This window comes from Paraburkholderia sp. SOS3 (genome assembly GCF_001922345.1).
Taxonomy (GTDB): domain Bacteria; phylum Pseudomonadota; class Gammaproteobacteria; order Burkholderiales; family Burkholderiaceae; genus Paraburkholderia.
On the sequence record NZ_CP018811.1, the window covers coordinates 3,023,127 to 3,035,394 of the forward strand.

Consider the following 12,268-nt stretch of genomic DNA (forward strand, 5'->3'; position numbering starts at 1 on the left):
ACCCTTCCATTTCAGTGCGTATTTGCACCTCTGAGATGCGTCGATGAACCAGATTGGCCCATTTTTTGCATTCAATGGGCGCTTTTTGCGCAACGAAGATTTCAACGCCAGATGGAAAACCTCAAAACCGGCACCGACACGCTCTTTCTGCTCCTGGGTGCCGCGATGGTGCTCGCGATGCATGCGGGTTTCGCATTTCTCGAACTCGGCACCGTCCGAAAGAAAAACCAGGTCAACGCGCTCGTGAAGATTCTCGTCGACTTTGCAGTCTCGACGATCGCGTATTTCTTCATCGGCTATACGATCGCGTATGGCGTTCAGTTCTTCGATGGCGCACAGGTGCTCGCCGCGCATAACGGCTATGCGCTCGTGCGGTTCTTCTTCCTGCTGACGTTCGCGGCTGCGATTCCCGCGATCGTGTCGGGCGGCATCGCCGAGCGGTCGAAGTTCAATCCGCAACTGTTCGCGACCTTCGTGCTCGTCGGCTTCGTCTATCCGTTTTTCGAAGGCATCGTCTGGAATGGACGCTTCGGCATCCAGGACTGGCTCGGCGCCGCGTTCGGCGCGCCGTTTCATGACTTCGCGGGCTCGGTCGTCGTGCACGCGTTCGGCGGCTGGATCGCGTTGCCCGCCGTCATGCTGCTTGGCGCGCGGCACGGCCGCTACCATCGCGACGGGCGCATTGCCGCGCATCCGCCGTCGAATATTCCGTTTCTCGCACTCGGCGCCTGGGTGCTGGCGGTCGGCTGGTTCGGCTTTAACGTGATGAGCGCGCAAACCATCGACAAGATCAGCGGCCTCGTCGCGGTCAACTCGCTGATGGCGATGGTCGGCGGCACGCTGACCGCGTGGATCGCGGGCCGCAACGATCCGGGCTTCACCTACAACGGGCCGCTCGCGGGACTCGTCGCCGTCTGCGCGGGCTCCGACATCATGCATCCGCTCGGCGCGCTCGTGACCGGCGCGCTCGCCGGAGCGCTCTTCGTCTATATGTTTACCTGCGTGCAAAACCGCTGGCGCATCGACGACGTGCTCGGCGTGTGGCCGCTGCACGGCTTGTGCGGCGCATGGGGCGGCATCGCGGCGGGCATCTTCGGGCTGCGCGCACTGGGCGGCCTCGGCGGCGTGTCGTTCGCCGCGCAGCTGATCGGCACGCTCGGCGCAATCGCGATCGCGTCGGCGGGCGGCGCGATCGTGTACGGCGCGATTCGCGCGACGGTCGGCCTGCGTCTTGAACAGGAAGAAGAGTTCGACGGCGCGGACCTCACGATTCATCGCATTTCGTCGACGCCCGAACGCGAGACCATCGTGTGATCATGGCGGCGACGCGCGCAGACCTGCCCATCGCGCCCCGTTTCGCGAACGACAGTGATAGACTTGCGCACCGGAGATGGCATTCTCCTTTAACCGCCCTTGTGGCTGATGATGCCTGCTTCGTCCGGCTGACCGCGGACGCGGTGTCATCACGCCCGCGGTTATCGGCGGCTCAACTGAAAGCAAGCTGCAACCCGTTTGAAATCGGCTTGCGGTTGATCTGCAGTTCACCGCCAGTCAGCCGGGTTCGTCGACGTTTCCGACCTTCCAGGCCTTTCCATGTATCTATCGATTCTTGCCGTCGGCATCGGCGGCGCGCTGGGTTCGCTGTTCCGCTGGTTTCTCTCGATCCGCCTCAATGGCGTGTTTCCCCCGCTGCCGATGGGCACATTGGCGGCCAACCTGATTGCCGGTTACATCATCGGCGTCGCCGTCGCGTTCTTCGTGCGCAACCCGAGTCTCTCGCCAGAATGGCGGCTCTTTATCATCACCGGACTGATGGGCGGCCTGTCGACGTTTTCGACGTTCTCGGCCGAAGTCGCGCAACGGCTGCAGGAAGGCCGATTCGGCTGGGCAGCGGCGGAAATCGCGATTCACGTGGGCGCGTCGGTGATCGCGACGATTGCCGGACTCGCGACGATCGGGTTCGCGTCAAAGTGAGCGGACCCGTGACCGACGACGAACGGGATAGAACGCGTTGAAATGGGAAGAAGCGCGGAAACAAGCGGGAAACACGCGGGAAACACGCGGAAACAAGCGGGAAACACGCGGGAAACACGCGGGCAATAAGCTTGAAATCCGCGCCCGCAGCACCGCTTCAGCGCGGCAACGTCACCACATTGCCCCGCTGACGGCCGGGCCGCGCGCCGAAACGATAGGTCGATCGGCCGGCCTGCTTCGCCGTATACATCGCGGCATCGGCCACGTCGAGCAGTTGCTCGACGGTATCGACACGATCGGGCCACGTCGCAATGCCGACGCTCACGCCAAGCGGAAAGCGCCCGCCGTAGTCGCGCCGGCCGATCTCCCGCACGCGCTCGATTAGCCGTCCCGCCAGGTCGCGTAACTGCGCGTCGTCGCCATAAGCGGGCACGACCATCACGAATTCGTCGCCGCCGACGCGCGCAAGCATGTCCTGCGCGCGCGTCGCCGTGCGCAGCGCTTCGCCGAGCCGGCGCAGCAGCGAGTCGCCGGCGCTGTGGCCAAGCGCATCGTTGACACCTTTGAAACCGTCGATATCGAGGTACAACAGCGCAAGCCGCTCCGTATCCGGCGCCTCGGCACGGCTTTGCGCCAGTTCGTCGAGCGCCGCGAGCAGCCTGCGGCGGTTGGGCAGGCCGGTCAGCGGATCGTGCGCGGCCGCGCGATCGAGCGCCGCCGAATGCTCGCTCATCTTGCCAAACGCCCTTCTCTGCACGTACAGCGTATAGACCAGCAGACCACAGATCAGCACGGCCAGCACCGCGAGCGCGATCGTGCCATACCACAGCCGGTCGTGCGCATCGCGCACCGCGGCGGCACGCCGCGTGCGCCAGTCGCTCAACAGATCGCCGAGTTCGTTACGCAGCGTGGCCATGTAACGCTCGCCTTCGTTCGTCTGCACGAGCGCGATGGCCGCATCGCGATTGCCCGAATGTGCGAGTTCGACCGTGCGGGCCAACTCGCTCACTTTCAGCGTCTTCGCATGCTCGATTCGGCGCACGGTTTCGACGGATTTATCGTCGTTCGTTACAACGCGTTGAAGGCGCAGGACCGTATCGTCGAGATCCTCGATGCCGCTGCGGTACGTCGCGAGGTAACGCTCGTCGCCGGTCAGCAGATACCCGCGTTGGCCCGTCTCGGCGTTCTCGAGGTCGTGCAGCAGCCGGTTCGCCGCGCCGAGCACCGCAAACGCTTCTTCGTCGCGCAAACCGTCGTCGACGATCTTGCGCGCTTCGTACATAAACAGCGCGGCAGCGACGATCAGGCCTACGGCCATCACCGCGTAAAGCGTGAGAAAGCGATTTCGATCGGAATGGGCGGAAAGCGCAAGACGCGGTGGCTGCAAAACGGCTCCCGGGCAACGACGGCACGGGACACATGATAGCGAAACCGCGAGCCGCGGGCCAATGCGAAGCGAAGATTACCGCTGCGCCATGCAAAAGACCGTTCGCGTTACGCGATCGTCGACATCGTTGACAATGTTGACACGAATGTCAAAATAACTCGCCCGAACCGTATTCGGTCCGCAGTTAGCTCGACGGCACGCGCGCCGCGAGCACCGATCAGGAATCACCGCCGATGACCGGCCCCGACTTCGCCTCCCTGCTCCCCGACCTGCTGCCGCGACTATGGGCATTTGCGTTACGGATCGCGGGTAACCGTCACGACGCCGAAGACCTCGTTCAGCACACCTGTGTGCGCGCGCTCGAACGGCAGCATCAGTTGCGAGCCGATACGTCGCCGCTCAGCTGGGTATTTGCGATCGCGCATTCGATCTGGCTCAACGAGGCGCGCGCGCGCAGCATCCGGGGTCGCACGAATGTCGCATGGGACGACGCGCTGCTCGAAGTGATTGCCGACCCGGATGCACGTACGCCCGAAAACGATGTAATGAACCGGCAGATCATCGAGGTGGTGGCACGCTTGCCCGAAGCACAGCGCAACACGCTTTTGCTCGTCGCAGTCGAAGGATTGACGTATCAGGAAGCGGCCGTGGCCCTCGATGTGCCGATCGGCACGGTGATGAGCCGGCTTGCGCGTGCCCGCCGCTCGATCGGCGCGCTGGCGCACGAACATGGTTTGCGCTCGCCTGCTCCCTCGCACCCGCAGCAACCGCAAGACGAAGTCGTGTAGCAACGCGTGACGGCGTAGCAAGACACCTGAAGGCACACGCTTATTCCGCACAAAATATTAAACATGAAGCCGTTTGGCACAATAGTTTCCTCCAGGCTCCAGCGTTTATCCGACAGCATGCTTGCAGCGACAATCACGGCGACCTCGTAAAGCCATGTCGCCGCGCTTGCAGTCGCTGCGCGCATGGCCGGGGTCAATTCTCTGCGCAGTTGCAACTCTTCGTTATCGAAGAAATTCACCTGATCCAGTTCGGCATTAATCGTCCGCTCAGGTGTTATGTGCTTCGTGTGGACTGCGTGTGCGCGGTCTCTACACAGTCTTCTTGTCGCGGCGGACAACCCCGGTCGTGCGAATCAGTCAGGCAGCCATGCTTGCATGGCCGCGCCGCGCTCATTCGCCCATCGATTCCGCCTTCGCTTTAAAGCATCAACTTGATTCGGTCGGGATACCAATATGCTGAAAAACTCAAAACGAGTGGTCTGGGTGTTTGGCGCACTCATTGTGATCGGCGGGGCCGGCGCACTCGTCGCGTGGCGCAATGACGCGAGTCCGGTCAGTCTGGCCGCGGCGGCCGACCAGGCTGCGCCGCCCGCGGTCGAAGTCGATGTCGCGACTGTGATTTCGCGTCCGATTGTCGACTATCAGGAATATTCCGGCCGGCTCGAAGCGATCGACGCCGTCGAGATCAAGCCGCTCGTGCCTGGCACGATCGTGGCGGTGCATTTCAGGGACGGCGCGCTCGTCAAGAAAGGCGACCCGCTCTTCACGATCGACCCGCGCCCGTATCAGGCCGAAGTCGATCGCGCGGCCGCGCAGCTTGCGATGGCGCTGGCGCGCGAAAAATATACCGACGCGGACGCCGCGCGCGCCGATCGTCTGCTGCCCGACAACGCGATCGCGAAGCGCGATTACGATGAAACGCAGAGCCGCGCGCGCGAAGCGATCGCCAACGTGAAAGCCACGCAGGCCGCGCTCGAAGCCGCGAAGGTCAATCTCGACTACACGCAGATCAAAGCGCCGGTCGCGGGCCGCATGTCGCGCGCGCTGCTGACGGTCGGCAACGTCGTCGCGCCGGGCGCGAATGCACCGGTGCTGTCGACGCTCGTGTCGGTCTCGCCGATCTATGCGGCGTTCGACGTCGACGAACACACGTATCTCGCGTATCTGAATCGCGACGCCGGCCACCCGGTGCCCGTATCGATCGAACTGGCGAACGAAACGACGTATTCGCGCCAGGGCTCGATCTACTTCGTCGACAACCATCTCGACACGAGTTCCGGCACGATCCGCGTGCGCGCGCGCCTCGACAACGCCGACGGCTCGCTCGTGCCCGGCCTCTATGCGCGCGTGCAGGTCGGCGGCGGCCAGCGGCACCCGGCGATCCTGATCGACGATGCGGCGATCGGCACCGACCAGGCGAAGAAATTCGTGCTCGTCGTCGACGGCACGAATCACGTGCAGTACCGGGAAATCGTCCAGGGCGAACTGCATGAGGGCCTGCGCGTCGTGACGAGCGGCTTGAAAGCGGGCGACCGGATCGTCGTGAGCGGCATCCAGCGTGCGCGTCCCGGCGACCTCATCAAAGTCCACGACGTCGATATGGCGACGGCCGCGCGCGCGAGCGGCTCTGCTGCCTGATCGACATGAAGCAACGATTTGAAGCGGCGATTTGAAGCAACGATTCGCAGCAACGATTCGCAGCCATTCGAAGCAATACGACGGAAGTCCATCATGAACATATCCCGATTCTTCATCGACCGGCCGATCTTCGCGGGCGTGCTTTCGATGCTGATTCTGCTCGGCGGCATCATCTCGCTCGTGAATCTGCCGACTGCCGAATACCCCGAAGTGATCCCGCCGTCGGTGGTCGTGAAGGCGCAATACCCGGGCGCGAACCCGAAGGTGATTGCGGAGACCGTCGCGTCGCCGATCGAGGAACAGATCAACGGCGTCGAGAACATGCTGTACATGCAGTCGCAAGCCAATAGCGACGGCAACATGACGACCACCGTCACGTTCAAGCTCGGCATGGACCCGGACCTCGCGACGCAGCTCGTGCAGAACCGCGTCAATCAGGCGCTGCCGCGTCTGCCCGACGAAGTGCAGCGGCTCGGCGTCACGACCATCAAAAGCTCGCCGACGCTGACGATGGGGGTGAACCTGATTTCGCCGGACGGCCGCTACGACATGACCTATCTGCGCAACTACGCGCTGATCAACGTGAAAGACCGCCTGAGCCGGATTCCCGGTGTCGGCGAAGTGCAGCTGTGGGGCTCGGGCGACTACGCGATGCGTATCTGGCTCGATCCGCAGAAAATCGCCGAGCACGATATGACCGCGACCGACGTGGTCAACGCGATCCGCGAGCAGAACGTTCAGGTCGCGGCCGGTATTGTCGGCGGCGCGCCGTCGAGCGCGCCGCTGCAGCTGAACGTGAACGCGCGCGGACGCCTGACGACGGCCGACGAATTCCGCGAGATCGTGCTGAAGGCGGGGCCCAATGGCGCAGTCACGCGCCTCGGCGATGTCGCGCGCGTCGATCTCGACGCGCAGGAGTACGGGCTGCGCGCGATGCTCGACAACAAGCAGGCCGTGATGATGATCATCAACCAGCAGCCTGGTGCGAACTCGCTCGCGATCGCCGAGAACGTCTACAAGACGATGAAGGAACTCAAAGCCGACATGCCGGAAGGCGTCGACTACAAGATCGCGTACGATCCGACCGAATTCGTGCGCGACAGTATCAAGGCGGTGATTCACACGCTGATCGAGGCGATCGTGCTGGTGGTGATTGTCGTGATCGTGTTCCTGCAGACCTGGCGCGCCTCGATCATTCCGCTGCTGGCGGTGCCGGTGTCGATCATCGGCACGTTTTCGCTGATGCTCGCGTTCGGCTTCACGATCAACGCGCTATCGCTGTTCGGCATGGTGCTCGCCATCGGTATCGTGGTCGACGATGCGATCGTCGTCGTCGAGAACGTCGAGCGCAATATCGGTAACGGTCTCAGCGCGCGCGAGGCCACTTACGAGGCGATGCGCGAGGTGAGCGGACCGATTATCGCGATCGCCTGTACGCTCGTCGCCGTGTTCGTGCCGCTCGCGTTCATGTCGGGCCTGACCGGCCAGTTCTACAAGCAGTTCGCGATGACCATCGCGATCTCGACCGTGATCTCGGCCTTCAACTCGCTGACGCTGTCGCCCGCCCTTTCGGCTCTGCTGCTGAAAGACCATCACGCGCCGAAGGACTGGCTCACGCGCGCCATGGACAAGGTGCTCGGGCGCTTTTTCCATCACTTCAACCGCGTCTTCAACCGCGGTTCGGAGAACTACGGCAAGGGTGTGAAAGGCGTGATCCGCCACCGCGGGCTGATGCTCTGCGTCTACGCGGTGCTGCTCGTGTGTGCAGGGCTGATGGCGAAGATCGTCCCCGGCGGCTTCGTGCCCGCGCAGGACAAGGACTACGTGATCTGCTTCGCACAGTTGCCCAACGGCGCGTCGATCGACCGCACCGAAGACGTGATCCGCCAGATGAGCGCGATCGCGCTGAAGCAGCCGGGCGTGCAGCACGCGGTCGCGTTCCCGGGCCTGTCGGTGAACGGTTTCACGAACTCCTCGAGCGCCGGCATCATGTTCGCGAAGCTTTATCCGTCCGCATCGCGCGGCAAGGGCGAATCGGGCAACGAAATCGCCGCGGCATTGAACCAGAAATACGCGGGCATCAAGGGCGCGTTTATCGCCGTGTTCCCGCCGCCGCCGGTGCTCGGTCTCGGTACGCTCGGCGGCTTCAAGATGCAGCTCGAAGACCGCGGCGCGCTTGGCTACGACGCGCTCAACAATGCAGTGCAGGCGTTCGTGAAGAAGGCCGCGCAAACGCCGGAACTGGGGCCGACCTTCTCGAGCTACCAGATCAACGTGCCGCAGCTGAACGTCGATCTCGACCGTGTGCGGGCCAAACAGCTCGGCGTGTCGATCACCGACGTGTTCGACACGATGCAGATCTATCTCGGCTCGCTGTACATCAACGACTTCAACCGCTTCGGGCGCGTCTACCAGGTGCGCGCGCAGGCCGATGCGCCGTTCCGCTCGACCGCCGCCGACATCGGACTTCTGAAGACGCGTAACGCCGCCGGCGAGATGGTGCCGCTGTCGTCGGTCGTGAAGGTGACGCCGACCTACGGGCCGGAGATGGTCGTGCGCTACAACGCGTACACCGCCGCGGACATCAACGGCGGACCCGCGCCCGGCTACTCGTCGAACCAGGCGCAGGCCGCCGCCGAGCGGATCGCCGCGCAAGTGCTGCCGCGCGGCATCAAGTTCGAATGGACCGACCTCACCTATCAGCAGATTCTCGCCGGCGACTCGGCGCTATGGATCTTCCCGATCAGCGTGCTGCTCGTGTTCCTCGTGCTCGCCGCGCTGTACGAAAGCCTGACGCTGCCGCTCGCGGTGATCCTGATCGTGCCGATGAGCCTGTTGTCCGCGCTGCTCGGCGTGTGGCTCATGCGCAGCGACAACAACATCTTCACGCAGATCGGGCTGATGGTGCTGGTCGGGCTGTCGGCGAAGAACGCGATCCTGATCGTGGAATTCGCACGCGAGCTCGAAATGGGCGGACGCTCGATCATCGACGCGGCGATCGAAGCCTGCCGGCTGCGCCTGCGACCGATTCTGATGACCTCGATCGCCTTCATCATGGGTGTGGTGCCGCTTGTCATATCGGTCGGCGCGGGCGCGGAAATGCGCCGCGCGATGGGTATCGCCGTGTTCTTCGGCATGCTCGGCGTGACCTTCTTCGGGCTCATGCTCACGCCCGTGTTCTACGTCGTGCTGCGCAAGCTGACCGGCGACGAGCATCTCGTCGACAAGCATGGCAACCATCCGCATGTGCAGGTCGGCGCATCGGTCTACGAAGAATAAGAGGCGTACGACAATGAAAACACTCCCGGAAAATCGGGCGCTGAAAAGCGCCGCTTCGAAAAGCGCGACGCCGCAAGGCGCGCCTCTGAAACGCCCGGCGCTGCTCGCCGCGCTCGTCGCCGCCGCGTTCGCGGCAACGGCCTGTTCGCTCGCGCCGAAATATCAGGTGCCCGATGCGCAAGTCGCGCCCGCGTACAAGGAAACCGCGGCCGACTTCACGCAGACGGCAATCAGGGTGCCGACCGACGGCACCTGGAAAACCGCGCAGCCGTCCGAAGCCATCGCGCGAGGACAGTGGTGGACTGTCTTCGACGATCCGACGCTCGATTCGCTCGAACAGCAGGCGCACGACGCAAACCAGGACCTGAAAGCCGCCGTCGCGCGCGTGAAGGAAGCGCGCGCTCTGAACGAGGTCGCGCGCGCGGGATTTTTCCCGACCATCAATGCGGGCTTCGGACCGACACGCCAGCAGATCTCCGCGGTGTCGTTCCTCCAACCGGACGGCACGCATATACCGGAGCAGACGATCTGGCGCGCACAGGCGAGCGCTTCGTACGAGGTCGATCTGTTCGGACGCGTCGATTCGAACTACAACGCGACCAAGGCCGACGCGCAGCAAACAGAAGCATTGCTGCACTCGGTCCTGCTCGCGTTGCAGGCCGACGTGGCGCAAAACTACTTTTCGCTGCGCGAACTCGACGGCGAAACGGCAGTGCTCGCCAATGCGGTCGATCTGCGCGTACAGGCACTCGGCCTCGTTCAACACCGCTTCGACGACGGCGAAATCAGCGAACTCGACGTCGCGCGCGCGAAGGCCGAACTCGAAAGCACGCGCTCCGACCTGCTGACCGTGCAGCGTTTGCGCGCCTCGTCCGAGCACAGCCTCGCCGTGCTGCTCGGCAAGACGCCTTCGGAATTCACGATGGCGGCCAACCCGCTGTCCCCGGTCGAAATCCGCATTCCGCCGGGCCTGCCGTCAGCGCTACTCGAGCGGCGGCCCGATGTCGCCGCGGCCGAGCGTGCGATGGCGGCAGCGAACGCGCGCATCGGCATCGCACGCGCCGCGTACTTCCCGTCGCTCGAGCTGACCGGCAATGCGGGCTTCGAGGCGGCCACCATCGGCAACCTGTTCCGCGCGAGCAGCTGGGCGTTCCTCGCCGGCCCGGCCGCCGGCACCGCGCTCACGCAAACGATCTTCGACGGCGGACGGCGCAAGGGCAACCTGAAGAACGCCCACGCGCAGTTCGAAGAGCAGGTCGCGAACTATCGCGAGCAGGTGCTCGTCGCGTTCCAGCAGGTGGAAGACAACCTGTCGGACCTGCGCATCCTCGAAGACCAGACGCAGACGCAAGGACGCGCGGTCGCGGCCTCTTCGCGTGCTGCTCACCTGTCGCGCGTGCAGTACAACGAAGGCGCGGTGAATTATCTCGATGTGATCGACGCGGAGCGCACGGTGCTCGACGCACGCCGCGTCGACGTGCAGTTGCGCGGCGTCCAGGCGGAATCGACCGTCGCGTTGATTCGCGCATTGGGCGGCGGCTGGGGCGACACCATTCCGAAGCCACCGGAAGAACCGAGTCTCGCGAAGCAGTGAGACGCCTGTTGAGAGGTGGCGGTCGCGACGGCGTCGCGGTCGCCGTCTCGATGCCGCGATGCCGCGATGCCGGCCCGGAAAGACCCGACCTGACTGGCCAGCATTCGCACCTCCCTTAATGCCTCGCCATTTACCTGTTTCTGCATCCATGGCTATTAATTCCCATAGCCTATAAAAATAAAAACGACAAGTAAATTTATGGCGAGACGCAAACTCCACTACCGGCCCACCGATTGTTTAGCAGGCTGATTGACTTCGAGCCTGAACTGCTTCCACGAGATTTATCAACTGCGAGGGCCGGGCGAATTCGAACAATCAAACGGCAATTGCGAGTGATTCTCCGTTCGTATATTGCTTAAAGGCTAACGAACATGGACGGCCTTATATGAGGGGACTTATGAAGCCCCCGGGAAAAAATAACGACGCATCAAACACTATGCAAAACGAATTCCTCATTTCATAGGAAAAATAAATTACGGTTTCCCGACGATGATTTTTCATACGGTAGCTATCAGAAAATGTAAAAAAGGGCTATTAGTATTGAGAAACAGGTTCTTTGTTACCGCATTGAAACTGGCATCGCGACCGATCCGGTCGCGTTTTCCACGAAGTGCCGCGATAAGCGGAAATCCCCTGACGCTGTTTCCGGTAAGCGGCGCGGCGCGCGCTGCCCAACGGATTTCCTATGGACGAGACACAAATGCGCTCTACCACAGATAATCTTCCGAGCGTCGCCCGCAGGATGCTGGCGGGCAAAATGTTAACGGACGGCGCAACCGTCGATGCCGTCGCCGACGCGCTGCATATATCGACTTATACCGTGCGTCGCTATAGAACGATTCTCAACGATGGTGGTCTCGACGCATTGCGCCGGATCAGTATCGGCGGCCGTACGTCGGTACTCGACGATATGGCGCGCGAATGGATTGCCAACGCATTACGCGGCTCTGCGAAAGAGCACGGCTTTCCAAGCGATGCGTGGACCAATGGGAGATTGCGCGAGCTGATCGGCTCGCGTTTCGGCGTGCACTATTCGCGCGTCTATACCTGGCAGATTGCGACCGATCTCGGATTGGGTCACCGGTTGTCGAAATCACGACGTTGAAATTTTTTAATTTCCCGATATCAATTACGCAAGCAAGTATTTATTGCGATCAATTCAACTATTTGGCGTGAGTCGAAACACCGATGTTGCAATATGCAAAAAAAAGGCGCCACGTAACCGTGGCGCCTTAAAAAGTTCTAGCCATTCCGAGGGCCGTGCTAGAACCTGAGAGACGGAATCCGAAAACCCTGGCTGTGTCCATTAATGTTGCTGACGACGCCCTGAATGTTAGTCCCGCCATAAGACATCCATGCGACGACACAGCGACAAAATCGAGAAAGACACGCTGCCGCCCGAATGACCGGGGTCATGCTTTCGGAATAAGGTCCCAATTTTTTATGGTTACGCTGCCCAAGTCAAGCAAAATCTCCTGAATATGGGCCCGGAAAAGTCATCCGGATATAATGAAACGGACGCTTAAACGGCGTCCAACCGTCGCTATAACTGACAGTGCGCAGCGCCGGCCGCGCAGCCGGTCGAAAATCCGGAACAGCGTTTCAAAC

The 12,268-nt window shown here is 62.3% G+C and carries 8 protein-coding genes and 1 riboswitch; of the genes, 7 read left to right on the forward strand and 1 reads right to left on the reverse strand.

Features of this window, described 5'->3' with window-relative positions; translation table 11 throughout:
* Nucleotides 1-111 precede the first annotated feature (111 nt).
* Together BTO02_RS13485 and crcB are read left to right on the forward strand one after the other, a co-directional pair.
* The gene (locus tag BTO02_RS13485; protein WP_075157458.1) at nucleotides 112-1,314 is read left to right on the forward strand and encodes an ammonium transporter; all 1,203 of its coding nucleotides are present in this window, start codon (nucleotides 112-114) and stop codon (nucleotides 1,312-1,314) included.
* Between the two features lie 63 nt (nucleotides 1,315-1,377).
* Nucleotides 1,378-1,439, forward strand: a riboswitch (Fluoride riboswitch).
* Nucleotides 1,440-1,593: 154 nt separating this feature from the next.
* Nucleotides 1,594-1,974, forward strand: coding sequence for a fluoride efflux transporter CrcB (gene crcB / locus BTO02_RS13490; RefSeq protein WP_075157459.1), 381 nt, complete (start codon nucleotides 1,594-1,596; stop codon nucleotides 1,972-1,974).
* A 157-nt stretch (nucleotides 1,975-2,131) separates the two neighbouring features.
* Here the strand turns inward: crcB and BTO02_RS13495 are convergent, their stop codons facing one another.
* Complete coding sequence (locus tag BTO02_RS13495) at nucleotides 2,132-3,361, reverse strand: diguanylate cyclase domain-containing protein (protein ID WP_075157460.1); 1,230 nt, start codon at nucleotides 3,359-3,361, stop codon at nucleotides 2,132-2,134.
* 233 nt (nucleotides 3,362-3,594) lie between these two features.
* Between BTO02_RS13495 and BTO02_RS13500 the strand changes: the two genes are divergently transcribed.
* The 5 genes from BTO02_RS13500 (at nucleotide 3,595) to BTO02_RS13520 (ending at nucleotide 11,765) form a co-directional block, all read left to right on the forward strand.
* Entirely contained in the window at nucleotides 3,595-4,149 is a 555-nt protein-coding gene (locus tag BTO02_RS13500; RefSeq protein WP_075157461.1) for an RNA polymerase sigma factor, read from the forward strand.
* Between the two features lie 453 nt (nucleotides 4,150-4,602).
* A complete protein-coding gene (locus tag BTO02_RS13505) occupies nucleotides 4,603-5,787 on the forward strand; it encodes an efflux RND transporter periplasmic adaptor subunit (protein ID WP_075157462.1) in 1,185 nt (394 codons plus the stop codon).
* A gap of 93 nt (nucleotides 5,788-5,880) precedes the next feature.
* Nucleotides 5,881-9,066 (forward strand): efflux RND transporter permease subunit, encoded by a 3,186-nt coding sequence (locus BTO02_RS13510; protein ID WP_075157463.1) that lies wholly within the window; start codon nucleotides 5,881-5,883, stop codon nucleotides 9,064-9,066.
* A gap of 13 nt (nucleotides 9,067-9,079) precedes the next feature.
* Nucleotides 9,080-10,660, forward strand: coding sequence for an efflux transporter outer membrane subunit (locus BTO02_RS13515; RefSeq protein ID WP_083615113.1), 1,581 nt, complete (start codon nucleotides 9,080-9,082; stop codon nucleotides 10,658-10,660).
* A 685-nt stretch (nucleotides 10,661-11,345) separates the two neighbouring features.
* Nucleotides 11,346-11,765, forward strand: coding sequence for a helix-turn-helix domain-containing protein (locus BTO02_RS13520; protein ID WP_232243363.1), 420 nt, complete (start codon nucleotides 11,346-11,348; stop codon nucleotides 11,763-11,765).
* Nucleotides 11,766-12,268 lie beyond the last annotated feature (503 nt).

Bases quoted from the DNA above. Each gene is read 5' to 3' on its own strand.
- BTO02_RS13510 (WP_075157463.1), top strand. From the start codon at position 5,881: ATGAACATATCCCGATTCTTCATCGACCGGCCGATCTTCGCGGGCGTG.
- BTO02_RS13515 (WP_083615113.1), top strand. From the start codon at position 9,080: ATGAAAACACTCCCGGAAAATCGGGCGCTGAAAAGCGCCGCTTCGAAA.
- BTO02_RS13500 (WP_075157461.1), top strand. From the start codon at position 3,595: ATGACCGGCCCCGACTTCGCCTCCCTGCTCCCCGACCTGCTGCCGCGA.
- BTO02_RS13505 (WP_075157462.1), top strand. From the start codon at position 4,603: ATGCTGAAAAACTCAAAACGAGTGGTCTGGGTGTTTGGCGCACTCATT.
- crcB (WP_075157459.1), top strand. From the start codon at position 1,594: ATGTATCTATCGATTCTTGCCGTCGGCATCGGCGGCGCGCTGGGTTCG.
- BTO02_RS13485 (WP_075157458.1), top strand. From the start codon at position 112: ATGGAAAACCTCAAAACCGGCACCGACACGCTCTTTCTGCTCCTGGGT.
- BTO02_RS13520 (WP_232243363.1), top strand. From the start codon at position 11,346: ATGGACGAGACACAAATGCGCTCTACCACAGATAATCTTCCGAGCGTC.